Origin of the sequence: Streptomyces racemochromogenes (genome assembly GCF_039535215.1) — a bacterium.
In the GTDB taxonomy this organism is placed as follows: Bacteria; Actinomycetota; Actinomycetes; order Streptomycetales; family Streptomycetaceae; genus Streptomyces; species Streptomyces racemochromogenes.
This window is the reverse complement of sequence record NZ_BAAAWT010000001.1, coordinates 2578873-2603187: the sequence shown is the minus strand read 5'-3', so window position 1 is coordinate 2603187 and position 24315 is coordinate 2578873. Positions and strand designations below refer to the sequence as shown.

Here is a 24315-nt window from a genome sequence, read left to right as displayed (position 1 = left end):
GCCTTGGTACGGCTGGGGGCGTCAGTCCTTGATCTCGCAGATCGTGGCGCCCGAGGTGAGGGAGGCCCCGACCTCGGCCGTGAGGCCGACGATGGTGCCGGAGCGGTGCGCGTTCAGCGGCTGCTCCATCTTCATCGCCTCCAGGACGACGACCAGGTCGCCCTCGTTGACCTGCTGGCCCTCCTCGACCGCGACCTTGACGATCGTGCCCTGCATCGGCGACGCGAGGGTGTCGCCGGAGGCGGCCGGGCCGGACTTCTTGGCGGCGCGGCGCTTCGGCTTGGCGCCGCCCGCGGCGGCCGTGCGGGCGAGGGTCATGCCCAGCGAGGACGGGAGGGAGACCTCCAGGCGCTTGCCGCCGACCTCGACGACGACCGTCTCGCGGCCCGGCTCGTCCTCGGTCTCCTCGGCCGCCGGAGCGGTGAAGGGCTTGATCTCGTTGACGAACTCCGTCTCGATCCAGCGGGTGTGGACCTTGAACGGGGTGCCGTCGGTCGGGGCGAAGGCCGGGTCGGTGACGACCGCGCGGTGGAACGGGATGGCGGTGGCCATGCCCTCCACGTTGAACTCCGCCAGGGCGCGGGCGGCGCGCTGGAGGGCCTGCTCGCGGGTGGCGCCGGTGACGATCAGCTTCGCGAGCAGCGAGTCCCAGGCGGGGCCGATGACCGAGCCGGTCTCCACGCCCGCGTCCAGGCGGACGCCGGGGCCGGTCGGCGGGGCGAAGAGGGTGACGGTGCCGGGCGCGGGCAGGAAGTTGCGGCCCGGGTCCTCGCCGTTGATGCGGAACTCGAAGGAGTGGCCGCGCAGCTCGGGGTCGCCATAGCCGAGCTCCTCGCCGTCGGCGATGCGGAACATCTCGCGCACCAGGTCGATGCCGGCGACCTCCTCGGTCACCGGGTGCTCGACCTGGAGGCGGGTGTTGACCTCGAGGAAGGAGATGGTGCCGTCGGTGCCGACGAGGAACTCGACGGTGCCCGCGCCGACGTAGCCGGCCTCCTTGAGGATGGCCTTGGACGCGGCGTACAGCTCGGCGTTCTGGGCCTCCGTCAGGAAGGGGGCCGGGGCCTCCTCCACGAGCTTCTGGTGGCGGCGCTGGAGCGAGCAGTCACGGGTGGAGACGACGACCACGTTGCCGTGCGTGTCCGCGAGGCACTGGGTCTCGACGTGGCGCGGCCTGTCGAGGTAGCGCTCGACGAAGCACTCGCCGCGGCCGAAGGCGGCCACGGCCTCGCGCACGGCGGAGTCGTAGAGCTCCGGGACCTCTTCGAGGGTGCGGGCGACCTTGAGGCCGCGGCCGCCACCGCCGAAGGCGGCCTTGATGGCGATGGGCAGGCCGTGCTCCTGGGCGAACGCGACGACCTCGTCGGCGCCGGAGACGGGGTCGGGGGTGCCCGCGACGAGCGGGGCCCCGGCGCGCTGGGCGATGTGGCGGGCGGCCACCTTGTCGCCGAGGTCGCGGATGGCCTGCGGCGGCGGGCCGATCCAGGTCAGTCCGGCGTCGAGCACGGCCTGGGCGAAGTCGGCGTTCTCGGAGAGGAAGCCGTATCCGGGGTGGATGGCGTCCGCACCGGAGTCCGCGGCCGCCTGCAGTACCTTCGCGATGTCGAGGTAGCTGGCTGCCGGGGTGTCACCGCCCAACGCGAAAGCTTCGTCTGCCGCGCGGACGTGCAGGGCGTCCCGGTCCGGATCGGCGTAGACGGCTACGCTCGCGATTCCGGCATCCCGGCAGGCCCGAGCAACGCGGACAGCGATTTCGCCACGGTTGGCGATGAGCACCTTGCGCACGATGGCTCCCTCCTTGAAACAAGCTGAGTTTAGGGACAGTCGACACGGCCTTACGACCCTTCCCCAATGGTGACCTTGCCCACACGGAGTGTTATTCGAGTGCCTCTTGAGTGGGAAAGCCCGTGTGTCGCCCCAGGTCAGGGAGATCCCCGACTGCACAGTAACCCCGTGGGGAGGGGGAGGTCTCTGTTCGGCGGGTCAGCGGCCCCCGCCGATTCTTTGTGGAGTCCCTACGAACAGCCTATGCATTCTTTGAGTGAGGGCCGTCACGGTCGCCCCGCGCGCCCTTTCCCGTAACGAAGCGGGTGCGGACTCTTGTCCGAAGGTTTACTCGTTAGTAGCCTCCCAGGCGTCGAACACGCTTGTGGCGTGGGAGGGATGGGGGCGTCGTGCTGCGCAGACTCGTGGCGGGGCTGGTCGCGGTCGCGCTTGTCGCGGAGGCCGCCGTCCTCGTGCTCGTCCATGTCGTGCTGGGCCGGGCGACCGAGGCCCAGTCGATGTCCGTCGCGGGCATGGATCCGGATGTCATGGTCATGACTACCTATGGGATGGGGGCCGGCATGGGCGCCTTCCTCCTGCTGTGCGCCGTCCTGGCCGCCGTCGCCGCGCTGCGCGACCGCCCGCCGGGCCGGGCCGCCCGCGTCGTGCTCGTCGTCGCCGCCGTCACCCACGGGGTTCTCGGCGCCCTCGCCGTGGGACTCGTCGGCTGGGGCGCCTTCGCTGCGACGACGGCGATCCTCTGCCTGCTCGTGCTGACCCTGATGCTCTACGCCAAACCGGCCGAGCAGCCCGGCGGGGGCCTCAGGCCCACAAGTCCGTGATGGACACGTCCAGTTCGCCCAGCAGTGAGCGCAGCAGCGGCAGCGACAGCCCGATGACGTTGCCCGGGTCCCCGTCGATGCCGTCGATGAACGGCGCCGACAGGCCGTCCAGGGTGAACGCCCCGGCCACGTGCAGCGGCTCGCCGCTGGCCACGTACGCCGCCACCTCCGCGTCCGTCGGCTCGCCGAAGCGGACCGTCGTGGAGGCCGTCGCCGAGACCTGACGGCCGGTCGCCGTGTCGATCACGCAGTGGCCCGTGCGCAGCACCCCGGCCCGGCCGCGCATCGACTTCCAGCGGGCCGTCGCGTCGGCCGCGTCGGCCGGCTTGCCGAGCGCCTCGCCGTCCAGCTCCAGCACGGAGTCACAGCCGATCACCAGGGCGCCCGCGGCCTCCTCCAGGCCCGCCACCACGCCCGCCTTGGCCTCGGCCAGGGCCAGCGCCAGGCCGGCCGGTTCGTCGTGGTCCAGGGTGTCCTCGTCGAAGCCGCTGACGATCACGTGCGGGGCGAGCCCGGCCTGCCGCAGCAGGTTCAGCCGGGCGGGCGAGGCGGAGGCGAGGACGAGCGTGCGTACGGTCATGGGGGCCATCGTAGGGCGGCGGCCGTGGCCGCCCCCGGCCGCCGGCCCCCCCGGGGGGCCTCAGAACGGGGGCACGCCGAGGACGTACACCGCGATCACCATCGCCAGGACGAGGACCACGAGCATCCGCCGGAGCATCGCCTGGGCGTCGCGCATGTCCTTCGGGGGCTCGTTCTTCGGGTCTGACCAGAGCATGCCCCGATCCTGGCCCCCGGTACGCCGGTGGCGCCTGAGTACGGGTACTCAGGCGCCACCGTCCGTTCGCGCCATCTTCCGGAACGCGGGGCTCAGCCCCGTCCGGGCCAGTACGTACGGCCCCACGCGCGCGGCCCGGGCAGCATCTGGCGCCGCCGCGCCACCCGGCTCGGCGAGGCCCACTCGTCCGGGACCCGGGGCGCGCCCGACGGGGCCGAGGCCAGCGCCGCCGCGCGCGCTTGGACCACCGCCAGTGCGGCGGCCAGCTCCTCGGGGGTCGGGTTGCCCTTGACGACCTTGATCACCACAGAGTCCTCCTGGAGGGCCTAGAGGGGGATGTTGCCGTGCTTCTTCGGGGGCAGCGACTCCCGCTTCGTACGCAGCTGCCGCAGACCCTTCACCACGTGGGCGCGGGTCTCGGACGGCATGACCACCGCGTCGACGTAACCGCGCTCGGCGGCCGTGTACGGGTTGAGGAGCGTGTCCTCGTACTCGGTGATGAGCCGTGCCCGGGTCTCCTCCACCTCCTCCGGAGCGGCCTCCGCGATGGTGCGCCGGTGCAGGATGTTCACCGCGCCCTGCGCGCCCATGACGGCGATCTGGGCGGTCGGCCAGGCCAGGTTCAGGTCCGCGCCGAGGTGCTTGGAGCCCATGACGTCGTAGGCGCCGCCGAAGGCCTTGCGGGTGATGACGGTGATGAGGGGGACGGTGGCCTCGGCGTACGCGTAGATCAGCTTGGCGCCGCGCCGGATGATTCCGTTGTACTCCTGGTCGGTGCCGGGCAGGAAGCCCGGGACGTCGACGAACGTCAGCACCGGGATGTTGAAGGCGTCGCACGTCCGGACGAAGCGCGCGGCCTTCTCGGAGGCGTTGATGTCCAGGCAGCCGGCGAACTGCATCGGCTGGTTGGCGACCACGCCCACCGGGTGTCCCTCGACCCGGCCGAAGCCCGTGAGGATGTTCGGGGCGAACAGGGACTGCGTCTCCAGGAACTCCCCGTCGTCCAGCACGTGCTCAATGACAGTGTGCATGTCGTACGGCTGGTTCGCACTGTCCGGGATCAGGACGTCGAGTTCCAGGTCGGTCCCGGAGACCTCGGTGTCCGCCTCCTCGGGGAAGGCGGGCGGCTCGGAGAGGTTGTTCGACGGCAGGTAGGCGAGCAGCGACTTGACGTACTCGATCGCGTCCTTCTCGTCACCGGCCATGTGGTGGGCGACGCCGGACGTGCTGTTGTGCGTGCGCGCACCGCCCAGCTCCTCGAAGCCGACGTCCTCGCCGGTGACCGTCTTGATGACGTCCGGGCCGGTGATGAACATGTGCGAGGTCTGGTCGACCATGACCGTGAAGTCGGTGATGGCCGGGGAGTAGACGGCGCCGCCCGCGCAGGGCCCCACGACCAGGCTGATCTGCGGGATCACACCCGACGCGTGGACGTTGCGGCGGAAGATCTCGCCGTACATCCCGAGCGCGCTGACGCCCTCCTGGATGCGGGCGCCGCCGGAGTCGTTGATCCCGACGACCGGACAGCCGGTCTTCAGGGCGAAGTCCATCACCTTGATGATCTTCTGGCCGTAGACCTCGCCGAGGGCCCCGCCGAAGACGGTGAAGTCCTGGGAGAACACGGCCACCGGCCGGCCGTCGACCGTGCCGTAGCCGGTGACGACGCCGTCGCCGTAGGGGCGGGTCTTCTCCAGTCCGAAGTTGGTCGACCGGTGCCGGGCGAACTCGTCCAGCTCTACGAAGGACCCCTCGTCCAGCAGCAGCGCCACGCGTTCACGTGCCGTCAGCTTGCCCTTGGCGTGCTGCTTCTCGACGGCGCGCTCGGAACCGGCGTGCGTGGCTTCCTCGACGCGGCGCCGCAGGTCCGCGAGCTTGCCCGCGGTCGTGTGCATGTCGATCGGCTCTGAGGGTTGGGACATCGGGGTCGCGGCTCCCTGTGTGGTGTCAACTGCCTGGTCAATTGATTGACTGCTGCTGGCTACTGGTGCGTAGCGTATCGGCGGGCATGGCGCTCGGCAGTGCGGCGTTTGACACACCTACATTTACTTGCATGACTCCACAAGATGCTTCAGCCGGAGCGGGTCAGGGCCGCTGGTCGAGCCTGGACCGCCCGCCCCTGAACGCCTCCGCGCTCACCAAGGCGCTCGTCACGCCGGACGGCCTGTGGACCTCGCTGGAGGTCGTCGCCGCCACCGGGTCCACCAACACCGATCTCGCGGCCCGTGCCGCGGAACTGCCCGAGGGCGCCGTGCTGGTCGCCGAGGAGCAGACGGCCGGACGCGGGCGGCTGGACCGCAGCTGGGTCGCGCCGGCCCGGTCGGGGCTGTTCTTCTCCGTGCTGCTCAAGCCGGGCGCGGGCGTACCGCAGGAGCGGTGGGGGTGGCTGCCGCTGCTGGCCGGGGTGGCCACCTCGGCCGGACTCTCGCGGGGAGCGGGCGTGGACACCGCGCTCAAGTGGCCGAACGACCTCCTGGTGAACGTGGAGGGGGAGGAGCGAAAGGCCGGCGGCATCCTCGCGGAGCGGGTCGAGGACGGGGTGGTCCTCGGCATCGGCCTCAACGTCACCCTGACGGAGGACGAGCTCCCTGTGCCCGCAGCCGGGTCGCTGCTCCTGGCCAAGGCGGCGCTGACCGACCGGGAGCCGCTGCTGAAGGCCGTGCTGCGGTCGCTGGAGGAGTGGTACGGGCGCTGGCGCGACGCGGCCGGCGACCCGGCCGAAAGCGGCCTCCAGGAGGCGTACGCGGCCGGCTGCGCGACGCTGGGCCGCCACGTCCGCGCGGACCTGCCGGGCGGGCGCGAGCTCACCGGAACGGCCGAAGCGGTGGACGCGGACGGCCGGCTGGTGATCCGTACGGCCGACGACGCCCGCGAGGCGGTGGGCGCGGGGGACGTGGTGCACCTGAGGACGGTGCGCTGATACCGGCGCGGGGGCGCCCCGCCCCCCTGTCCGGCCGAAGCGCGCACGAGGCTCCTGAGCCGGAGGCGTGCCTGGGGAACGGGTCCGAGCACGGGGAGGAAGCCTGAGGTACGAAGGTTTTCGAGCCCGCACGGACCCGTGAGCCAGGCAGGGGGCGCCCCGGAGGCGAAGGGGCCTCCCGAAAGAGGGGGAGTGAGCTACGGCACACCTGCCGTATGGTTTAGGCGATCCCGGTCCCCCCGGTGATCACCCGGTTCGGCAGCGCGCACGGAATGGACAGGAGGCGGCCCTTGACCGTCGACGATTCTCAGTCCAGCGCGTCCGGTTCCGGCTCCGCGTCCGGTTCGGGGTCCGGTTCCGGTTCCGGCTCCGCGTCCTCTTCCGGCGGGAGTCCGGGCACCCCGATCGGGCGGGACCAGCACACGCCCTTCCACGAGGTCGACCACGCGGCGCAGCCGACGGCCGACCCGCTCGCCATCCGGCTGGAGCAGCTGATCCTGGGCGCCGAACGGCGGTACACGCCGTTCCAGGCGGCCCGGAGCGCGGGCGTGTCGATGGAGCTGGCCTCGCGGTTCTGGCGGGCCATGGGCTTCGCCGACATCGGCCAGGCCAAGGCCCTGACGGAGGCCGACGTACTGGCGCTGCGGCGTCTGGCCGGTCTGGTGGAGGCGGGGCTGCTGAGCGAGCCCATGGCCGTGCAGGTGGCCCGGTCCACCGGCCAGACCACCGCCCGGCTGGCCGAATGGCAGATCGATTCCTTCCTGGAGGGGCTGACGGAGCCCCCCGAGCCGGGCATGACCCGCACGGAGGTCACGTACCCGCTGGTCGAGCTGCTGCTGCCGGAGCTGGAGGAGTTCCTCGTCTACGTGTGGCGGCGCCAGCTGGCGGCCGCGACCGGGCGGGTGGTGCAGGTCGCGGACGACGAGGAGATGGTCGACCGGCGCCTCGCGGTGGGCTTCGCGGACCTGGTGGGCTTCACCCGGCTGACGCGGCGGCTGGAGGAGGAGGAGCTCGGCGAGCTGGTCGAGGCCTTCGAGACGACGGCCGCGGACCTGGTGGCCGCGCACGGCGGCCGGCTGATCAAGACGCTGGGCGACGAGGTGCTGTACTGCGCCGACGACGCGGCGACGGCCGCGGAGATCGCGCTGCGGCTGATCGAGACCATGGAGGCCGACCCGCAGATGCCCGAGCTGCGCGTCGGGATCGCCTTCGGGACGGTGACGACCCGGATGGGCGACGTCTTCGGCACCACGGTGAACCTGGCGAGCCGGCTGACCTCCATAGCCCCCAAGGACGCGGTGCTGGTCGACGGGGCGATGGCCGAGGAGCTGAGCCGGACCGGCGCCGCGCCGAAGTCCGAGAAGGACGCCGAGAGCGAGGAGGGCGGCGGCGCGTACCGCTTCGCGCTCCAGCCGATGTGGCAGCGGCCGGTCCGCGGCCTGGGGGTCGTCGAGCCCTGGTCGCTGACGCGGAGGACACCTAAGATCCCCGGGTAACGATCGTTAACCGGGAGGGTGGCAGCATGTCCGATCAGCGCTTCGGAGAGTTCGTCGCGGTGCGGCGGCACGGCGACGGCGACGTGGTCGCCGAGCTCGTGCTGGACCGGCCGAAGGCGATGAACGCCGTCTCCACGGAGATGGCGCGCTCGGTCTCCGCCGCGTGCGGCGCGCTCGCCGCGGACCCCGGCGTACGGGTCGTCGTACTGACCTCCACCCACGAGCGCGCGTTCTGCGTCGGCGCGGACCTCAAGGAGCGCAACTCCTTCACGGACGCCGAGCTCGTGCGCCAGCGGCCCACCACCCGGGGTGCGTACGGGGGCGTGCTGGAGCTGCCGATGCCGACGGTCGCGGCGGTGCACGGCTTCGCGCTGGGCGGCGGCTTCGAGCTGGCGCTGGCCTGCGACGTGATCGTGGCCGACGAGACGGCCGTCGTCGGACTGCCCGAGGTGTCGGTGGGCGTGATCCCGGGCGGCGGCGGCACGCAGCTCCTGCCGCGCCGCGTCGGCGCGGCCCGGGCGGCCGAGCTCATCTTCACGGCCCGCCGCGTGGAGGCGGCCGAGGCCCTGTCCCTGGGCCTGGTCGACGAGGTCGCCCCGGCGGGCGGCGACCGCGCCCGCGCGCTGGAACTGGCCCTGACGATGGCGGCGAACTCCCCGGTCGGGCTGCGCGCCGCCAAGCGGGCGCTGCGGCTGGGGCACGGGATGGACCTGGCGGCGGGGCTGGAGATCGAGGACGCGGCCTGGCGGACGGTGGCCTTCTCCGGGGACCGGGCGGAGGGCGTGGCGGCCTTCAACGAGAAGCGCAAGCCGAACTGGCCGGGGGAGTAGGGGCGAGTGGCCGGGCCCTCTCGGGGTGACCTTCGGTCACCCCCTATGGGCCCTGCTGTCACTAAATCGGATAAAACTCCCTAATCTGGGGTGATGGGAGTTGACGGGCGGCTGCGGGCCGTCGTGGCACTCGCGCAGGCCATGGCGGCGGCCTGCGCACCACGGGACAGCATCCGGGCGGCGGCGCGGGGCGCCCGCCTGGCGATGGACGGCTCGTTCGCCGCGATCTCGGCCTGGGAGCGCGAGCGGGGGCTGCTGCGGGTCCTGGTGAACGAGGGCGAGCGGCGGGCCGGGGAGGAGGAGTTCCCCGAGGACGAGTCCTACCCCGTGCACGACTTCCCCGAGATCACCGAGTTCCTGCACGAGCGCTGGGCGGGCGGCGCGGGCCCCCACGCCTGGGTCGAGAGCGCCGTCGGCGACCGCCCCGGGCGGCGCGGGGACGCCCTGCGCCGACGCGGACGCGGTACCTGCGTGGTGGCGCCGATCGTGCTCAGCGGGCGGGCGTGGGGCGAGCTGTACGTGGCCCGGGACGAGGGGATGGCGGACTTCGACGAGGACGACGCGGAGTTCGCGGCGGTACTGGCGGCGGTGGTGGCCGCGGGGCTCGCGCAGAACGAGCGCCTGGAGGAGGCCCGCCGCCTCGCCTTCACGGACCCGCTGACCGGCCTGGCCAACCGGCGGGCCGTGGACATGCGGCTCGACGAGGCGCTGGAGGAGCACCGGCGCAGCGGGACGGTGGTGAGCCTGGTGGTCTGCGACCTGAACGGCCTCAAGCGCGTCAACGACACCCTGGGGCACGCGACGGGCGACCGGCTGCTGGAGCGGTTCGGCTCGGTGCTGAGCCTGTGCGGGGCGATGCTGCCGGGGGCGCTGGTCGCACGGCTGGGCGGGGACGAGTTCTGCCTGGTCAGCGCGGGGCCGTCGGCGGACGAGGTGGTCCGGGTGACGGGGGAGGTGTGCGTACGGGCCGCCGAGCTGGAGCTGGGCGAGGGCGTGGCGTGCGGGGTGGCCTCCACGGGCGACCCCATCGGGCCGGTGAAGTCCTCCCGGCGGCTGTTCCGCCTGGCCGACGCGGCGCAGTACAAGGCGAAGGCGGCGCGATCGGCGGAGCCGGTGGTCGCGGGCCGCGACACGGCGGTGGTCCGCCTGGCCGACGCCGCGGCGGCCCGCGAGGGCCGGGGGGAGCGGCGCCGGTTCCGGGGGCGGCAGTGAGGGGCCGGCCGGCACCGGTCGGGGTCCGCGTGCCGTAAGGGTTCGTCGACGGTCCTGATCGTGACGTACGGGGCTAGTGACATGAAGGGATTCAGTCCGTAGGGTGCTGAATATGGATATGCACACTGTCGTGGTGGGGACGTCCGGGATCACCGCCGAGGACGTCATCGCCGTCGCCCGCGGCAACGCGCGGATCGAGCTGTCCGCCGAGGCGCTGGAAGCGCTCGGCCGTGCTCGTGAGATCGTCGACGCGCTCGCCGCCAAGCCCGAGCCCGTCTACGGGGTCTCCACCGGCTTCGGGGCACTCGCCTCCCGGCACATCAGCCCCGAGCTGCGCGCGCAGCTCCAGCGCAACATCGTCCGTTCGCACGCCGCCGGCATGGGTCCGCGCGTCGAGCGGGAGGTCGTGCGCGCCCTGATGTTCCTGCGTCTGAAGACGGTGGCCTCCGGGCACACCGGCGTGCGGCCCTCGGTCGCGCAGACCATGGCCGACCTGCTCAACGCCGGGATCACCCCCGTCGTGCACGAGTACGGTTCCCTCGGCTGCTCCGGCGACCTCGCGCCGCTCTCCCACTGCGCCCTCGCGCTCATGGGCGAGGGCGACGCCGAGGGCCCCGACGGCACCGTCCGGCCCGCCGGCGAGCTGCTCGCCGAGCACGGCATCGAGCCCGTCGAGCTCCGGGAGAAGGAGGGCCTCGCCCTCCTCAACGGCACCGACGGCATGCTCGGCATGCTGGTGATGGCCCTCGCCGACCTCGACACGCTGTACAAGTCCGCCGACATCACGGCCGCGCTGACGCTGGAGGCGCTGCTCGGCACCGAGAAGGTGCTGGCGCCCGAGCTGCACGCCATCCGCCCGCACCCCGGGCAGGGCGCCTCCGCCGCCAACATGGCCGCCGTGCTCAAGGGGTCCGGGCTCACCGGGCACTTCCAGGAGGAGTCCGCGCCGCGCGTGCAGGACGCGTACTCGGTGCGCTGCGCCCCGCAGGTCGCCGGCGCGGGCCGTGACACCATGGCGCACGCCTCGCTCGTCGCCTCGCGCGAGCTGGCCGCGGCCGTCGACAACCCGGTCGTGCTGCCCGACGGCCGGGTGGAGTCCAACGGCAACTTCCACGGCGCGCCCGTGGCGTACGTGCTGGACTTCCTGGCCATCGCCGCCGCCGACCTCGGCTCCATCGCCGAGCGGCGTACCGACCGCCTGCTGGACAAGAACCGCAGCCACGGCCTGCCGCCGTTCCTCGCGGACGACGCCGGTGTCGACTCCGGTCTGATGATCGCCCAGTACACGCAGGCCGCGCTGGTCAGCGAGATGAAGCGGCTCGCCGTACCGGCCTCGGCCGACTCGATCCCGTCCTCCGCCATGCAGGAGGACCACGTCTCGATGGGCTGGTCGGCGGCGCGCAAGCTGCGTACCGCGGTCGACAACCTGACGCGGATCATCGCCATCGAGCTGTACGCGGCCACCCGGGCCATCGAGCTGCGGCACGGGCTCACCCCGGCGCCGGCCAGCCAGGCCGCGATCGCCGCGACGCGGGCGGCGGGCGTGGAGGGTCCCGGGCCGGACCGCTTCCTCGCGCCGGACCTGGCCGCCGCCGACGCCTTCGTGCGCGCGGGCGGGCTCGTCGCGGCCGTGGAGCCGGTGACCGGTCCCCTCGCCTGATCCGGGGCGCGAACAGGAGAAGGGCCGCACCCCTCGGGGGTGCGGCCCTTCCGCCGTCCTAGAGGCTGCGGGAGCGGCGTACGGAGAAGGCCACGAAGCCCGCGCCGAGGCCGAGGCAGAGGGTGCCGCCCAGCACGTAGGGGGTGGTGTCGATGCTGCCGGTGTCGGCGAGCGACAGGACGGTGATGCCGGCCGGCCGCTCGTCGGTGGCGCCGGCGATGGTCCCCGTACCGGTGCCGGAGGTGTCGTCGCCGTCGCCGTCGTCGGCGTCGTCCGCGGCGGTGTCCGAGACGGTTCCGGTGTTGGCGGCGGCGGGCGCGCCGGAGGTGCCCGACAGGCCGGGGGCGGTGGCGTTCGCCGACGGGACGAACCAGAGGGCGGCGAGGAGGGTGGTCGCCCCGAGGGCGGTGAGCAGAGGTCGACGTGCGGACACGGTGCGATCCCCCTTGCGGAAGCAGCGAATTGGCCGTGTGCGCAGATGCTAGTGAAAGGGGCGGGTCGCGGGAAAGTCGAGGCTGTCGCGGGCTTACTCTCCGTCGTATGAACCCTTCTGATGAATCACGATACGTACGGCTTCGGGTGGATTTGGTGCTGGAGGTGTCGGACTCCGACGCCCTCATCGGCGCCGCGCTCGCGCACATCAAGGCCGACGAGTTCATGCCGGACGAGGAGCGCGCGCACGCGGAGTCGGCGGTGAGGGAGGACGAATCGGAGGCCCTGGCCTACCTCGTCGACCCCACCGACCTGGTCGCGGAGCTGACCGGAGTCGAGCTGGCGCAGGCCTCCTGGAGCAGCGAGCCGGTCGAATACGACCCCGAGTCCCTGGAGTGGGACCTCGACGAGGAAGATGGTGGTTTCGAAGAAGGGGCCGACAACGCCTGACCGTGGGGTTGCACACATTCGAACGGAATGTGGAACCGAACCGCGTCGTTAACGCGTTGTCAGGACGAGCAGGGGGCGCCGCCCCCTGCCCGGCCCGGTCCCGGGATCGCAGCCCGGGGTTTCACGGCAACGATGGAGTGACGTGTGAGGACGTACAGCATGCGGCGGAGAAGGTCCCTGGTGGCCGTGTCCGCCGTGCTCGGTGGGGTACTGATGCTCTCGGCCTGCAATGACGGGGGCGGCGACAAGTCCCAGGGCAGCTCGGACGCGGGCAAGTCCCAGGCGGAGGTCGACGCGGCGGCGGCCAAGGACGCCTCCAAGGCCCGAATAGCCATCACGCCCAAGGACGGCTCCACCAACGTCCCGCTGAACGACGGCACCAACGTCGCGGTCAGCGACGGCACCCTGACCAAGGTCGAGCTGAAGAGCTCGGACGGCACGGCCGTCGCGGGCAAGATCGCCGCCGACGGCAAGAGCTGGAAGCCGGACGCCGCGCTGAAGCGCTCCACCAAGTACGCCCTCGCGGCGACCGCGAAGGACGAGGCCGGCCGCGAGGCCCACGAGAACGCCTCCTTCACCACCCTCTCCCCGGAGAACAGCTTCGTCGGCTCCTTCGTGCCGGAGGAGGGCGAGACGGTCGGCGTGGGCATGCCGGTCTCGATCACCTTCAACAAGCCGATCAGGGACCAGAAGGCCGTCCAGGCGGCCATCAGCGTCACCTCCAGCAGCGGCCAGGAGGTCGTCGGCCACTGGTTCGGCAACCAGCGCCTGGACTTCCGCCCGGAGCAGTACTGGCAGGCGAACTCCACCGTCACCCTGAAGCTCGCCCTCCAGGGCGTCCAGGGCGCGCCCGGCATCGTCGGCGCGCAGAACAAGACCGTCACCTTCAAGATCGGCCGGAGCCAGGTCTCCACCGTCGACGTGAAGGCCAAGACGATGACGGTCACCCGTGACGGACAGGTCCTCAAGACCATCCCGATCTCCGCCGGTTCTCCCGAGAACCCCACGTACAACGGCCAGATGGTGATCTCCGAGAAGTTCAAGGAGACCCGCATGGACGGTTCGACCGTGGGCTTCAAGAACAGCGAGGGCAAGGGCGAGTACGACATCAAGGACGTCCCGCACGCGATGCGGCTGTCCACGTCCGGCACCTTCATCCACGGCAACTACTGGGGTGCCGACTCGATCTTCGGCAAGGTCAACACCAGCCACGGCTGTGTCGGCCTGAACGACGCCCAGGGCGCCAACGACCCGAACCAGCCCGGCGCCTGGTTCTTCGACAACTCGCTCATCGGCGACGTCGTCACCGTGGTGAACTCCCCGGACAAGACCATCAAGCCGGACAACGGCCTCAACGGCTGGAACATGTCGTGGGCCGAGTGGAAGGCCGGCCCGTCGGCCTGACGCCACGCCGGCGGTACGGCAGCGGTACGGACGGAAGGCGGGGCACCCGAAAGGGCGCCCCGCCTTCCGGCGTTGAAGGGGACACCCGCAAACCCACCCCCGCGAACGGCCCGTTCGGCCGACGGGGCCCCTACAGTCCTGCCATGACGAAGATCAACTCTCTGTCCGTGCCCCCGACCGACGCCGAGGCCGACGCCTGGTGGGCCGTCCAGGTCGCCGCCCACGCCGCCGACGCCGCCGCACTGCCCGCCGTACCCGCCCCCTCGCGGACGGAGGCCGTCGGACGGCTGCGCGTCCCGCCCTCGCGCGGCCGGATGCGGCACTGGACGGCCGAGGACGGCACGGGGCAGGCCGCCCTGCTCCTGTTCACCGAGGACGGCAACACCCACACCGCGTTCCTCGACGAGCTGACCGTACGGCCCGACGCGCGCCGGCGCGCGGTGGGCACGGCCCTGTGGCAGCGGGTCCGCCGTGAGCTCCTCGACCAGGGCCGCACCTCCGTCGCCACCGTCACCGACCTCGGCGGCCCCGGCCAGGCCTTCGCGGAGTCCCTCGGCTTCGAGAACGTGCTCCCCATGGGCTGGTACGTACGGGACCTCGGCGCCGACGGCCCGCCGCCCCTCCCCGCCACCCCCGGCTACGCCTTCCACGTCTGGCCCGGCCTGGTGCCCGACGCGTGGGCCCCGGCCGTCGCCGTCGCCCACGGGGCGATGGAGGACGCCCCGAGCGGGGACAGCGAGGAGACCTTCCAGCCCTGGACCGTCGAACGGGTGCACCGCGCGCAGCGGCTGGTCCTGGACCGGGGCGGCGAGATCGCGATGGCCGCGGCGGTCACCCCCGCCGGGGAGGTGGCCGCGTACACCGTGCTGGTGCTGCCGGATCCGGCGGGCCCGCGCGCCCTCCAGTACGACACCGTCGTCGTGCCCGCCCACCGGGGCCACGGCCTGGGCCGCGCGGTGAAGCTGCGCATGGAGGCGTACGCCGCCCGGCACCTCCCGGGACTGTGCTGGATCGGCACCACCGTGGCCGACGAGAACGCCCCCATGCTCGCGGTGAACGAGTCCCTCGGCTACCGGCGCGAACGCGGTGCGGGCCTCTTCCAGCTCAAGCTCTGACCCCTCCGCTTCCCTACGCGGGTTCCCCGGCGGCTCGCTGCGGTGACGGCGGGGCCACCGGCGGCGCCGTCCAGGACGACAGCAGGCGCAGGGCGTCCGCCGAGGGCGAGCCCGGCTCGGCGTGGTAGGTCACCAGGCACTGCGCCGGGTCGTCGGGCAGCGTCAGCGTCTCGAAGACCAGCTCCAGCTCACCCACGATCGGGTGCCGCAGCCGCTTCACCCCGTGCGTCTTGTCGGCCACCGTGTGCGCCGCCCACAGCCGCCGGAACTCCTCGTTCTTCACGGACAGCTCCCCGACCAGCGCCGACAGCCGCTCGTCGTCCGGGTGCTGGCCCGCGTACAGGCGCAGGTTGCTGACCACCTCGCAGGCCCGGCACTCCCAGTCCGCGTACAGCTCGGCCGTCGCCGGGTCCAGGAACACCAGCCGCACCAGGTTCCGCTCCGCCGGCGGCAGCGCCCCGAAGTCCCCGAAGACGGCCGCGGCCAGCGGGTTCCAGCCGATCACGTCCTGGCGCCGCCCGACCAGGTAGGCCGGTACGCCCTCCATCGCCGCCAGCAGCGTGCGCAGCGCCGGGCGGACCTGCTGGGGGCGGGCGGTGCGGCCGCCCGAGCGCCGGGTGCGCGGGCTCGCCAGGTGGTTCAGGTGCGCCGACTCGGTGCCGCTCAGGCGCAGGGCCCGCGCGATGGCGTCCAGCACCTCCGCCGACACGTTCTGCCCGTGCCCCTGCTCCAGGCGCGTGTAGTAGGCCACCGAGACCCCGGCCAGCTGGGCCAGCTCCTCGCGGCGCAGGCCCGGGACCCGGCGGCGCCGCCCGTGGTCGGGCAGGCCCACGTCCGCGGGCCGCAGCCGGGCGCGGCAGCTGCGCAGGAAGTCCCCGAGTTCGGCGCGCTGATCAAGCTGGTCCATACCGCAAGTATCCCCGGGACGCGCGCCCGGCGCGGGGCTCAGCCTGACCCCGTCAGGGGTAGGTCCGCCAGTCCTAGGTTCGGCAGGGGGCTGGGTGGGCCGCGCCGGGAGGGGCATCGTGGGGGACGTCGCAGAACGGACGCCTCGGCCCGCCCGCAGCACCCCGCGGTACGGCCCCCCAGGCGTCCTCGTCCGAGGAGAGCACCCCATGTCCGTCACCCAGGCCGCCGCCTACGCCGCCCCCGCCCCCAAGGCCCCGCTGGAGCGCACCACGGTCCCGCGCCGTCCGGTCGGCGAGCACGACGTACTGATCGAGATCAAGTACGCCGGCATCTGCCACTCCGACATCCACCAGGCCCGCGACGGCTGGGGCGAGGGAATCTTCCCGATGGTCCCCGGCCACGAGATCGCCGGTGTCGTCGCCGAGACCGGCCCCGGCGTCACGAGGTTCGCGGTCGGCGACCGGATCGGCGTCGGCTGCATGGTCGACTCCTGCCGCGAGTGCGAGTACTGCCTGGCCGGGCAGGAGCAGCACTGCGTCCAGGGGATGACCGGCACGTACAACGCCCTCGACCGCAACGGCGAGCCCACGTACGGCGGTTACTCCACGCACCTCGTCGTCGACGAGAAGTACGCCGTCCGCATCCCCGACGGCCTGTCCCTCGACGTCGCCGCGCCGCTGCTGTGCGCCGGCATCACCCTGTACGCGCCGCTGAAGCACTGGCAGGCGGGCCCGGGCAAGAAGGTCGCGGTCGTCGGCCTCGGCGGGCTGGGCCACGTCGGCGTGAAGATCGCCGCCGCGCTCGGCGCGGAGGTGACCGTCCTGTCGCAGTCGCTGCGCAAGAAGGACGACGGCCTGCGGCTGGGCGCCTCCCACTACTACGCGACGAGCGACGAGGCCACCTTCGAGGAGCTCAAGGGCCGCTTCGACCTGATCGTCTCCACCGTGTCCGCGCCGCTGGGCCTGGACCGGTACCTGTCCCTGCTGCGGGTCGGCGGGGCGCTCGTGAACGTGGGCGCCCCGGAGGAGCCGGTGGAGCTGAACCTGTTCTCCGTCATCGGCGGCAACAAGACCCTCGCCGGGTCGATGATCGGCGGCATCGCCGAGACGCAGGAGATGCTGGACTTCTGCGCGGAGCACGGCCTGGGCGCGGACATCGAGGTGATCCGCGCCGAGGACGTCAACGACGCCTACGAGCGCGTCCTGTCGAGCGACGTCCGCTACCGCTTCGTCATCGACGCCTCGACGATCTGACCCGCCCGCTCCAACGCCTCCCGCAGCCGCTCCCGGGCCGCCGTCTGCGCGGCGATCCGGGCCTCCAGGACGGCCAGCCGCTCCCGGGCCACCGCCAGCCCCCCGGCAGACGGCGGCCCGGCGGCCACGTCCCCGTCCAGGCACGGCGCGAACACCCGTACGTCCTCCAGGGTGAGCCCCGCCTCCAGCAGCACCCGGATGTTGCGGACCCGTACGACGGCCCGCTCCTCGTAGACCCGGTAGCCGTTCGGCGCCCGCTCGGAGGAGATCAGCCCCGCCTGCTCGTAGTGGCGCAGGGCGCGGGCCGTCGTCCCGGTGGCGCAGGCGAGTTCCCCGATCAGCATGCGGCCATGCTCTCAGGCCACCGCCGCGCCGCCGTCCACGGGGACCACGGCCCCGGTCAGGAACGAGGCGGCCGGGTCGGCGAGCCGGCACACCGCCCAGGCGACCTCCTCCGGCCGCCCGACCCGCCCCATCGGGGTGCGCGCCAGCTGCCACGCCCGCACCTGGGCTGCCCGCTCGGGGCTGAGCCCCTGGTGCTCGCCGATCGGTGTGTCCACCGCGCCGGGCGCGACGCCGACGACCCGGACGCCGCGCGGGGCGAGCTCCACGGCCCAGCTGCGGGTGAGGGTGTCGAGGGCGGCCTTGGTGGCGGCGTAGACGGAGACGCCGGGCCAGCCCCGCTGCCCGACGGCGGTGCTGACGTTGACGACGACCCCCGCCCCGGCGGCTTCCAGCGCCGGCAGGGCGGCCTGGGTGAGCAGCACCGGGGCGACGAGGTTGGTCGCCAGCTGCGCGGCGATGCCGTCGCCGCTCACCCCGCCGAGGGCGCCGGCGCGCACGATCCCGGCGTTGTTCACCAGCACGTCGAGCCGGCCGTGCTCGGCGAGGACCCGCTCGACGATCAGCTCGGGCCCGCCGGGGGCGCTCACGTCGGCGACGAGGGGCCGGATGCCGGGGAACCCCTCGGCGGCCGCGTCGAGCACCCCGCCCCGCCGCCCGACGATCACGACCCGCTCCCCGGCGTCTGCGAAGGCCCGGGCCGTGGCCCGCCCGATCCCGGTCCCCCCACCGGTGACGAGGACGACCCGCTGCTGCCTGCTCCCGCTGTTCTTCTCCATGCCCCGAGCCAACAACCCTGCCGCCAGTGACAAGGTCAAGCCGGGGCCGGGTCGGTGCCCCTATTCCGCCGGGGCCACGCCGATGGGGCAGGAGACGCCCGTGCCGCCGATGCCGCAGTAGCCGCCGGGGTTCTTGTCGAGGTACTGCTGGTGGTACGGCTCCGCCGGCCAGAAGGGGCGGTCCGACGCCGGGAGGACGGCGGTGGTGATGGTGCCGTGGCCCGCGGACGTCAGGACGCGCTGGTAGGCGTCGCGAGAGGCCTCGGCGGCCGCCTGGTGGGCGGGGGAGTGGGTGTAGACGGCCGAGCGGTACTGGGTGCCGACGTCGTTGCCCTGGCGGAAGCCCTGGGTGGGGTCGTGGGACTCCCAGAAGAGCTTGAGCAGGGTCTCGTAGGACACCTGCGCGGGGTCGAAGACCACGCGGACGACCTCGGTGTGGCCGGTCTGGCCGGAGCACACCTCCTCGTACAGCGGGTTCTCGGTGAAGCCGCCCTGGTAGCCGGCCAGGGTGGTCCACACTCCGGGGGTCTGCCAGAACTTGCGCTCGGCGCCCCAGAAGCAGCCCAGGCCGAAGTCGGCGACCTCCAGGCCCTCCGGGTAGGGGCCGGACAGGGGGTTGCCGAGGACGGTGTGGCGCTCGGGCAGCGCGAACGGCGCTTCGGCGCGGCCCTTCAGGGCCTCCTCGCGGGTGGGGAGCTCGGGCGTGCGGCGGTACGAGAACATGGATTCCCTCCTTGTGGGAGGGACAACGGCCGGGGGCGGGCGGGGATTCCCTCCCCGCCCGCCCCCCTCGGCGGCCGCCGCCGGTCACGCGTCCGGCGTGGTCACGTTCACCGCCCAGTCCCGGGCGTACAGGTAGCGCCGCTTCGGCTCCCCGGCGTACGTCCACGGTACGGCGCCGATGTGCCCGTCCACGTGGCGGAACTGCTCGACCGCCTCCGCGTCCCGGTCCTGCCAGAACAGCAGGTAGGCCAGCATGTGCCGCATCCGCGGGGTACCGGGGTGCTCGTTGCCGGCGGCGGCCAGGTCCGCGAGTGCCGCGTCGGCCGCGGCGACGACCTCCGGCTCCTTGTAGTACGTCTCCGGCAGCAGGTCCTCCTCGTGCGTCTCCTGCTCGAAGTACGCCATCAGGGGGAGCAGGGTCAGCAGGTCGCCCGGCTTCCCGGCGGCCGCCGACTCGTGGGCGAAGGCCATGGCCAGCTCGTGCGAGCCGCGCCACTTCGCGCACCAGTACTGCAGGCCCGCGACGTGCGCCCACAGCAGCCGCGGGGCGCGCTCGGTGATCCGCGCCCACAGCTCCCGGTAGCGCTCGTGCGAGTAGCCCAGGCCCATGCCGACGGCCTGCTCGACGACGTACGGGCAGGGGTCGGCGGGGCCGGCGAGCCGCTGCGCCTCGTGCGCGTCGGCCTGGGCCTTGGTCAGCAGCTGGTGGAAGAGGCGGAACTGCTCCTGGGTGGTGCGGCTGCCGGACTGGCTGCCGCGTACGTTCCAGGCGACCATCACGCTGGTGTCGGCGTGGACGAGGGCCGCCGTGGCGTCCTGCGGCCGGGCCGCGCGCCAGGCCAGCAGCCACGCGTCGTCCTCGGCGGCCGCCTCGGCCAGCGGGCGCACCCGCTCCAGCCGCTCCTGCCAGTCCTGCCCGGCGGCCTCGACGTACGCGGCGGCCGCCTCCCAGTCGCCGGAGCGGACGGCCTCCAGGACGGCGGTCCGCCCGGCCGGGACCGGCGCCGGGTTCTCGGTGTCGAGGTCGGCCTCGGCGACGAAGCCGAGCGCGACGACGGCGGCGGCCTTGCGGGCTTCCTCGTCGGCCTCGACGGCTTCCGTCGCGGCGTTGAGGGTGCCGATCTCGGCCTCCAGGCGCTTGGCCTTGCGGATGAGGTACACCCCGCGCAGGACCCAGCAGGCGACGGCCAGCAGCAGGACGCCGGCGAAGACGAGTACGAGGGTCACGGCGCGAGCACCAGCTTCCGCAGGAGTTCGGTGTCGGGCAGGTCGGCGACGGCCGCGTCCAGCGCGGGGCCGAGCTCGTCCTCGAATCCGGGAACGGGGTAGGACAGGGCGGCCGACTCCGACCAGGACAGCTCCCAGCGGGCGGCGCCGCGCGCCAGCAGCTCGACGGTGACCAGCTGGGCGAGGGCCCGCCGCACGACCGGCCGGGCGAACTCGCGGGCGGTGCGGCCGGTCGCGGCCGCCGCCTCCTCGGACTTCGGGAAGCGCTCGGCGAGCCGCCAGCGCACCGCCGGGTCGGCGTCGATCGCGTCCAGCGCCTCGGCGAGGCCCGGGCCGGCGCCCTCGGCGGTGAGGGCCTCGCGGACCTCTTCCGCGCCCCGGCCGGCGTAGGTGGTCATCGACCGGTGGACGAGCTCGTCCCAGTCCACGCGGGTCAGCGCGAGCGCCTCCGGGGTGAGGACGACCTGCTCCAGCGCGGCCAGCGCCTCCTGCGGGGAGGCGAGCAGCTCCAGCGCCGGGCGGACCGCCTGGCCGGCCCGGCCGTCGTCGGGCAGGGCCTCGATGCGGGCCACGCGCTCGGCGAGCGCGGGGTGGGAGTCGTACGGGGAGGCGGGCTCGGTGGACAGGTCCTGGCGCAGCTTCTCCAGCTCGCCGGGGCGGGCGTCGAGCAGCCGGCCCAGTCCGCCGAAGACCTGGCCGGGGACCGGCAGCAGGCCGGCGCCGACGCCGAGGGTGGCGTACGAGCTCATGTAGAAGCCGTGCGCCGAGTCGAGGGCGTTCAGCTGGCGCAGCGCGGAGGCGGCGGAGTCGCGGCCGGCGATGCGGACGGAGGCGAGGTCGGCGGCCAGTTCCTGGCGGCGGGAGGAGGAGAGGGTGGCGCGCATGTAGAAGTGGGCGTACCCGGTGTAGATCGCCGCCATCGCGCGGTACGAGAAGCCCGCGCCGTCGGTGTCGATCTCCTTGGCCTTCTTGCCCTTGGCGATCCGCTTCTCGGCGCGCTTCTCCTGCTTGGCGCGCTCCTTGGCCTCGGTGTTGTCCGCGCGGTCGTGGAAGTGCCGGATGGTGCGCACGAGCTGCGCGCGGCCGCGGGCGATGAGCGGGGTGAGGCGGGTGTCGAGGTTGGCGTAGTGGCCCATCTCGTGGGCGAGGACGGCGCGCAGCTGCATCTCGTCCAGGCCCGTCATCAGGGGCAGGCCGAGGTAGAGGCGGCGGGTGCCGGGCAGCAGGCCGAGCAGCCGGGAGTCCTCGGAGACGGCCGCGTTGACCTCGTCGATCAGCACGATCTCGTCGGGGGCGCGGGTGCCGACCTGGTCGGCCGTCTCGCGTACGGCCCGCCACAGGACGGGTTCCCCGGCCTCGGTGACGCGGACGCCGGGTATGGGGTCGGCCTTGGGGGTGCGGAGCATGAACATGCCGCGGACGATCGGGATGGCGAGGACCACCGTGCCGATGACGATCTTGCCGGCGACCGCGCCGTGGAGCCAGGAGAAGGCGGCCCAGTCGGCGAGCCCGAGGAGGGCGAGCAGGACGACGCTGAGCAGGTAGAAGCCTGCGAGCAGGACGAGGGCGCGCAGAGCGCGCAGCGAAGCGCCCATATGGTTGGGGTCCCCCCACGGGATGGTGCGGTTTTTGACGCGCACATGGTGCAATGTTTACGCGCACCTTATGGCCCGGCGCCGACGTGCCGGGAGCGGGGGTACCGGTATCCGCGGCGGAGGGGCGCTCGGGGACGTGCGCCCGCCGCCCCCGCCGCCCCCCGCCGTCGAGGTCAGTGCGGCAGCGTCGCCGGGGAGCCGCCGTTGGCCTCGTAGCCGGCCACCGCCATCGCCCTGGCCACCGCGTACGCGGCCGCCGGCTCGTCCGTGGCCGACCAGGGGAGGGCGCCGACGTAGCCGTCGACGTGCCGGACCTGTTCCATGGCCTCCGCCCAGCGGCCCGCGCCCACCAGGAACCACAGCAGCAGGTGCCGTACGTGCGCCAGCATCGGGTCGTCCTGCCGCGCCTGGTGCACCGCGTACAGGGCGCCCTCCAGGGCCCGCGAGACGACCGCGGTCTTCCCGAAGTCGCTCACCAGGACCGTGTCGGGCATGTTCTCGTACACCGAGAACAGCGGCAGCGCCGCGAGCAGCGAGCCCTGCGGGGCGCGGGCCGCGGCCGTCTGCGCGAACGCGTCGGCCTTGTCCCGGGAGCCGTGCCACTTCTCGCACCAGTAGTGCAGCGCGGCCAGGTGCGCGCCCATGTGCGCCGGCGCCACGTCGATCACCCGGGCCCACAGGGCGTCGAACTCCGCCTCCGAGTACCCCAGCCCCCGCGCGACGGCGAGTTCCGTGATGACGGGGACCGGGTCGCCGGGCGCCAGCAGCGAGGCCTTGCGGCAGGCCTCGCGGGCCTCCTCCAGGATGATCCGGTGGTCCTGGGCGCCCACCCCGCCCGAAGACCGCCACGCCTGCTGCACCAGCAGCTCCGCGTGGACCTGCGCGCCGCCCGCGTCCTTCTCCGCCTCCAGCCGCCAGGCCTTCAGCCACTGGGCGCCCTCGCCGGGCCGCCGCGCCAGGTCCAGTGCCGCCGCGCCGCCGAAGGCCTGCACGCGCTGCCAGCGCCGCTCGCCGTCCTTCGGGGTGCCGGCGAGGAGGGCGGAGGCGGCCCGCCAGTGACCGGTGCGCTGGATGTTCTCCAGAGCGTCCATCAGGTCGGGGTCGGGTCCGGGCACCCGGATGTCCAGGTCCTCCTCGCGGGCGAACCCGTAGTCCGCGGGGTCGGCGGCGTCGGGGCTTCCCGGTGCGACCAGGGTCAGGCCGCCGCCCCTGGCCCGTCGGAACGAGAAGAACACGGCGGTGGCCAGGGCCAGCCCCATCAGGACCCAGATAATCTGCATACCGCCAAGCGAACCAGACCGGGCGGCGGAATGGCGAGCGGGTGCAGGTCAGCGCCCGGTCGGAGCCAGGTCAGCGCCCGGCCGGCGCCCGGTCGGCGCCAGGTGAGGCCAGGAGAGGACCGTGGGGCGGACGGGGCATAGCATCGCCTCATGAGCGACGACAGCCACGAGCACCAGAGCTTCGAGACCCGCGCGATCCACGCGGGCAACACGGCGGACCCGCAGACCGGCGCGGTCGTACCGCCCATCTACCAGGTGTCCACGTACAAGCAGGACGGCGTGGGCGGACTGCGCGGCGGCTACGAGTACAGCCGCAGCGCCAACCCGACCCGTACCGCGCTGGAGGAGAACCTCGCGGCGCTGGAGGGCGGCCGGCGCGGCCTCGCCTTCGCGTCCGGCCTCGCCGCCGAGGACTGCCTGCTGCGTACGCTGCTCTCCCCGGGCGACCACGTGGTCATCCCCAACGACGCCTACGGCGGCACGTTCCGCCTCTTCGCGAAGGTCGTCTCCCGCTGGGGCGTGGAGTGGTCGGTGGCCGACACCTCCGACGCGGACTCGGTGCGCGCGGCCATCACCCCGAAGACCAAGGTCATCTGGGTCGAGACCCCCTCGAACCCGCTGCTGGGCATCACCGACATCGCGATGACCGCCCAGATCGCGCGCGAGGCCGGCGCGAAGCTGGTCGTCGACAACACCTTCGCCTCCCCCTACCTCCAGCAGCCGCTGGCGCTCGGCGCCGACGTGGTCGTGCACTCGCTGACCAAGTACATGGGCGGCCACTCCGACGTCGTCGGCGGCGCCCTGGTCACGGCCGACGAGGCCCTCGGCGAGGAGCTGGCCTACCACCAGAACGCGATGGGCGCGGTCGCCGGGCCCTTCGACTCCTGGGTCGTGCTGCGCGGCATCAAGACGCTGGCCGTGCGCATGGACCGGCACGCCGAGAACGCGGCGAAGGTCGTGGAGGCGCTGGTGCGCCACCCGAAGGTCACCAAGGTCCTCTACCCGGGCCTGCCCGAGCACCCGGGCCACGAGATCGCCGCCAAGCAGATGCGCAACTTCGGCGGCATGGTCTCCTTCCAGGTCGCCGGCGGCGAGGAGGAGGCCGTGGCGGTCTGCGGCCGCACGAAGATCTTCACGCTGGCCGAGTCCCTCGGCGGCGTCGAGTCCCTCATCGAGCACCCGGGCCGGATGACCCACGCCTCGGTGGCCGGCTCGGCCCTTGAGGTCCCCGCGGACCTGATCCGCGTCTCCGTCGGCATCGAGAACGCCGACGACCTCGTCGCGGACCTCGTCCGGGCCCTCGGCTGAGA

At 73.2% G+C, this 24315-nt stretch carries 24 protein-coding genes; 11 read left to right on the top strand and 13 right to left on the bottom strand.

Going from position 1 to position 24315, the window contains the following annotated elements; translation table 11 throughout:
• Nucleotides 1–21 precede the first annotated feature (21 nt).
• On the bottom strand, nt 22–1785 hold the full coding sequence (locus tag ABD973_RS11790; protein WP_125599245.1) for an acetyl/propionyl/methylcrotonyl-CoA carboxylase subunit alpha: 1764 nt from the start codon (nt 1783–1785) through the stop codon (nt 22–24).
• A 389-nt stretch (nt 1786–2174) separates the two neighbouring features.
• Between ABD973_RS11790 and ABD973_RS11785 the strand changes: the two genes are divergently transcribed.
• The gene (locus tag ABD973_RS11785) at nt 2175–2606 is read left to right on the top strand and encodes a hypothetical protein (protein WP_125822221.1); all 432 of its coding nucleotides are present in this window, start codon (nt 2175–2177) and stop codon (nt 2604–2606) included.
• Here ABD973_RS11785 and ABD973_RS11780 read toward each other — a convergent pair.
• The 4 genes from ABD973_RS11780 to ABD973_RS11765 all read right to left on the bottom strand — a co-directional run bounded on the left by ABD973_RS11780 (nt 2587) and on the right by ABD973_RS11765 (nt 5300).
• A complete protein-coding gene (locus ABD973_RS11780) occupies nt 2587–3195 on the bottom strand; it encodes a Maf family protein (protein ID WP_007266093.1) in 609 nt (202 codons plus the stop codon). The two genes, ABD973_RS11785 and ABD973_RS11780, sit on opposite strands and share 20 nt — an antisense overlap.
• Before the next feature lie 51 nt (nt 3196–3246).
• Nucleotides 3247–3381 (bottom strand): morphogenic membrane protein MmpB, encoded by a 135-nt coding sequence (gene mmpB / locus ABD973_RS11775; protein ID WP_260613863.1) that lies wholly within the window; start codon nt 3379–3381, stop codon nt 3247–3249.
• Between the two features lie 92 nt (nt 3382–3473).
• Nucleotides 3474–3686 (bottom strand): acyl-CoA carboxylase epsilon subunit, encoded by a 213-nt coding sequence (locus ABD973_RS11770; protein ID WP_125599251.1) that lies wholly within the window; start codon nt 3684–3686, stop codon nt 3474–3476.
• A 21-nt stretch (nt 3687–3707) separates the two neighbouring features.
• Nucleotides 3708–5300, bottom strand: coding sequence for an acyl-CoA carboxylase subunit beta (locus ABD973_RS11765; RefSeq protein WP_125599239.1), 1593 nt, complete (start codon nt 5298–5300; stop codon nt 3708–3710).
• A 131-nt stretch (nt 5301–5431) separates the two neighbouring features.
• Between ABD973_RS11765 and ABD973_RS11760 the strand changes: the two genes are divergently transcribed.
• The 5 genes from ABD973_RS11760 (at nt 5432) to hutH (ending at nt 11496) form a co-directional block, all read left to right on the top strand.
• Nucleotides 5432–6298 (top strand): biotin--[acetyl-CoA-carboxylase] ligase, encoded by an 867-nt coding sequence (locus tag ABD973_RS11760; protein WP_345500086.1) that lies wholly within the window; start codon nt 5432–5434, stop codon nt 6296–6298.
• 290 nt (nt 6299–6588) lie between these two features.
• Nucleotides 6589–7794 (top strand): adenylate/guanylate cyclase domain-containing protein, encoded by a 1206-nt coding sequence (locus tag ABD973_RS11755; RefSeq protein ID WP_125822223.1) that lies wholly within the window; start codon nt 6589–6591, stop codon nt 7792–7794.
• Nucleotides 7795–7820: 26 nt separating this feature from the next.
• Complete coding sequence (locus tag ABD973_RS11750; RefSeq protein ID WP_125822224.1) at nt 7821–8624, top strand: enoyl-CoA hydratase/isomerase family protein; 804 nt, start codon at nt 7821–7823, stop codon at nt 8622–8624.
• Between the two features lie 93 nt (nt 8625–8717).
• The gene (locus ABD973_RS11745; RefSeq protein WP_125822225.1) at nt 8718–9836 is read left to right on the top strand and encodes a GGDEF domain-containing protein; all 1119 of its coding nucleotides are present in this window, start codon (nt 8718–8720) and stop codon (nt 9834–9836) included.
• Nucleotides 9837–9954: 118 nt separating this feature from the next.
• Nucleotides 9955–11496, top strand: a complete 1542-nt coding sequence (gene hutH / locus ABD973_RS11740) for a histidine ammonia-lyase (RefSeq protein WP_345504560.1) — start codon at nt 9955–9957, stop codon at nt 11494–11496.
• Nucleotides 11497–11554: 58 nt separating this feature from the next.
• Here hutH and ABD973_RS11735 read toward each other — a convergent pair whose 3' ends face one another.
• The gene (locus tag ABD973_RS11735; RefSeq protein ID WP_125822226.1) at nt 11555–11929 is read right to left on the bottom strand and encodes an LPXTG cell wall anchor domain-containing protein; all 375 of its coding nucleotides are present in this window, start codon (nt 11927–11929) and stop codon (nt 11555–11557) included.
• A gap of 107 nt (nt 11930–12036) precedes the next feature.
• Here ABD973_RS11735 and ABD973_RS11730 point away from each other — a divergent pair, with 107 nt between their 5' ends.
• From ABD973_RS11730 to ABD973_RS11720, 3 genes are all read left to right on the top strand, one after another.
• Entirely contained in the window at nt 12037–12378 is a 342-nt protein-coding gene (locus tag ABD973_RS11730; protein WP_241253357.1) for a hypothetical protein, read from the top strand.
• Between the two features lie 159 nt (nt 12379–12537).
• Nucleotides 12538–13782 carry a L,D-transpeptidase gene (locus tag ABD973_RS11725; protein ID WP_345504558.1) on the top strand — a complete coding sequence of 415 codons (1245 nt, stop codon included), beginning with the start codon at nt 12538–12540 and terminating at the stop codon, nt 13780–13782.
• 143 nt (nt 13783–13925) lie between these two features.
• Nucleotides 13926–14897, top strand: a complete 972-nt coding sequence (locus tag ABD973_RS11720) for a GNAT family N-acetyltransferase (protein ID WP_125822228.1) — start codon at nt 13926–13928, stop codon at nt 14895–14897.
• A gap of 13 nt (nt 14898–14910) precedes the next feature.
• Here the strand turns inward: ABD973_RS11720 and ABD973_RS11715 are convergent, their stop codons facing one another.
• Entirely contained in the window at nt 14911–15804 is an 894-nt protein-coding gene (locus ABD973_RS11715) for a helix-turn-helix transcriptional regulator (RefSeq protein WP_125822229.1), read from the bottom strand.
• A gap of 208 nt (nt 15805–16012) precedes the next feature.
• On the opposite strand from ABD973_RS11715, the gene ABD973_RS11710 reads away from it, so the two are divergent.
• The gene (locus tag ABD973_RS11710) at nt 16013–17059 is read left to right on the top strand and encodes an NAD(P)-dependent alcohol dehydrogenase (protein WP_345500085.1); all 1047 of its coding nucleotides are present in this window, start codon (nt 16013–16015) and stop codon (nt 17057–17059) included.
• Here ABD973_RS11710 and ABD973_RS11705 read toward each other — a convergent pair.
• The 6 genes from ABD973_RS11705 to ABD973_RS11680 form a co-directional block, all read right to left on the bottom strand.
• Nucleotides 17026–17403 carry a MerR family transcriptional regulator gene (locus ABD973_RS11705; protein ID WP_125822231.1) on the bottom strand — a complete coding sequence of 126 codons (378 nt, stop codon included), beginning with the start codon at nt 17401–17403 and terminating at the stop codon, nt 17026–17028. The two genes, ABD973_RS11710 and ABD973_RS11705, sit on opposite strands and share 34 nt — an antisense overlap.
• Before the next feature lie 12 nt (nt 17404–17415).
• Nucleotides 17416–18180 carry an SDR family NAD(P)-dependent oxidoreductase gene (locus ABD973_RS11700; RefSeq protein WP_125822232.1) on the bottom strand — a complete coding sequence of 255 codons (765 nt, stop codon included), beginning with the start codon at nt 18178–18180 and terminating at the stop codon, nt 17416–17418.
• 60 nt (nt 18181–18240) lie between these two features.
• Nucleotides 18241–18903: a peptide-methionine (S)-S-oxide reductase MsrA gene (msrA, locus tag ABD973_RS11695; protein ID WP_125605540.1), complete on the bottom strand. Its 663-nt coding sequence runs from the start codon at nt 18901–18903 to the stop codon at nt 18241–18243.
• Between the two features lie 84 nt (nt 18904–18987).
• Nucleotides 18988–20130, bottom strand: a complete 1143-nt coding sequence (locus tag ABD973_RS11690) for a hypothetical protein (protein WP_345500084.1) — start codon at nt 20128–20130, stop codon at nt 18988–18990.
• Nucleotides 20127–21725: a M48 family metalloprotease gene (locus ABD973_RS11685; protein ID WP_345500083.1), complete on the bottom strand. Its 1599-nt coding sequence runs from the start codon at nt 21723–21725 to the stop codon at nt 20127–20129. The genes ABD973_RS11690 and ABD973_RS11685 overlap by 4 nt, the downstream gene beginning before the upstream one ends.
• A 173-nt stretch (nt 21726–21898) precedes the next feature.
• Nucleotides 21899–23005, bottom strand: coding sequence for a hypothetical protein (locus ABD973_RS11680; protein WP_125822234.1), 1107 nt, complete (start codon nt 23003–23005; stop codon nt 21899–21901).
• A gap of 150 nt (nt 23006–23155) precedes the next feature.
• On the opposite strand from ABD973_RS11680, the gene ABD973_RS11675 reads away from it, so the two are divergent.
• Complete coding sequence (locus ABD973_RS11675) at nt 23156–24313, top strand: cystathionine gamma-synthase (protein ID WP_125602808.1); 1158 nt, start codon at nt 23156–23158, stop codon at nt 24311–24313.
• Nucleotides 24314–24315: the final 2 nt, after the last annotated feature.

Excerpts from the sequence above, each read along its gene's own strand:
- ABD973_RS11780 (WP_007266093.1), bottom strand. The coding sequence starts at position 3,195 with ATGGCCCCCATGACCGTACGCACGCTCGTCCTCGCCTCCGCCTCGCCC.
- mmpB (WP_260613863.1), bottom strand. The coding sequence starts at position 3,381 with ATGCTCTGGTCAGACCCGAAGAACGAGCCCCCGAAGGACATGCGCGAC.
- ABD973_RS11765 (WP_125599239.1), bottom strand. The coding sequence starts at position 5,300 with ATGTCCCAACCCTCAGAGCCGATCGACATGCACACGACCGCGGGCAAG.
- ABD973_RS11760 (WP_345500086.1), top strand. The coding sequence starts at position 5,432 with ATGACTCCACAAGATGCTTCAGCCGGAGCGGGTCAGGGCCGCTGGTCG.
- ABD973_RS11750 (WP_125822224.1), top strand. The coding sequence starts at position 7,821 with ATGTCCGATCAGCGCTTCGGAGAGTTCGTCGCGGTGCGGCGGCACGGC.
- ABD973_RS11745 (WP_125822225.1), top strand. The coding sequence starts at position 8,718 with ATGGGAGTTGACGGGCGGCTGCGGGCCGTCGTGGCACTCGCGCAGGCC.
- hutH (WP_345504560.1), top strand. The coding sequence starts at position 9,955 with ATGCACACTGTCGTGGTGGGGACGTCCGGGATCACCGCCGAGGACGTC.
- ABD973_RS11730 (WP_241253357.1), top strand. The coding sequence starts at position 12,037 with ATGAACCCTTCTGATGAATCACGATACGTACGGCTTCGGGTGGATTTG.
- ABD973_RS11725 (WP_345504558.1), top strand. The coding sequence starts at position 12,538 with ATGCGGCGGAGAAGGTCCCTGGTGGCCGTGTCCGCCGTGCTCGGTGGG.
- ABD973_RS11720 (WP_125822228.1), top strand. The coding sequence starts at position 13,926 with ATGACGAAGATCAACTCTCTGTCCGTGCCCCCGACCGACGCCGAGGCC.
- ABD973_RS11715 (WP_125822229.1), bottom strand. The coding sequence starts at position 15,804 with ATGGACCAGCTTGATCAGCGCGCCGAACTCGGGGACTTCCTGCGCAGC.
- ABD973_RS11710 (WP_345500085.1), top strand. The coding sequence starts at position 16,013 with ATGTCCGTCACCCAGGCCGCCGCCTACGCCGCCCCCGCCCCCAAGGCC.
- ABD973_RS11705 (WP_125822231.1), bottom strand. The coding sequence starts at position 17,403 with ATGCTGATCGGGGAACTCGCCTGCGCCACCGGGACGACGGCCCGCGCC.
- ABD973_RS11700 (WP_125822232.1), bottom strand. The coding sequence starts at position 18,180 with ATGGAGAAGAACAGCGGGAGCAGGCAGCAGCGGGTCGTCCTCGTCACC.
- msrA (WP_125605540.1), bottom strand. The coding sequence starts at position 18,903 with ATGTTCTCGTACCGCCGCACGCCCGAGCTCCCCACCCGCGAGGAGGCC.
- ABD973_RS11685 (WP_345500083.1), bottom strand. The coding sequence starts at position 21,725 with ATGGGCGCTTCGCTGCGCGCTCTGCGCGCCCTCGTCCTGCTCGCAGGC.
- ABD973_RS11680 (WP_125822234.1), bottom strand. The coding sequence starts at position 23,005 with ATGCAGATTATCTGGGTCCTGATGGGGCTGGCCCTGGCCACCGCCGTG.
- ABD973_RS11675 (WP_125602808.1), top strand. The coding sequence starts at position 23,156 with ATGAGCGACGACAGCCACGAGCACCAGAGCTTCGAGACCCGCGCGATC.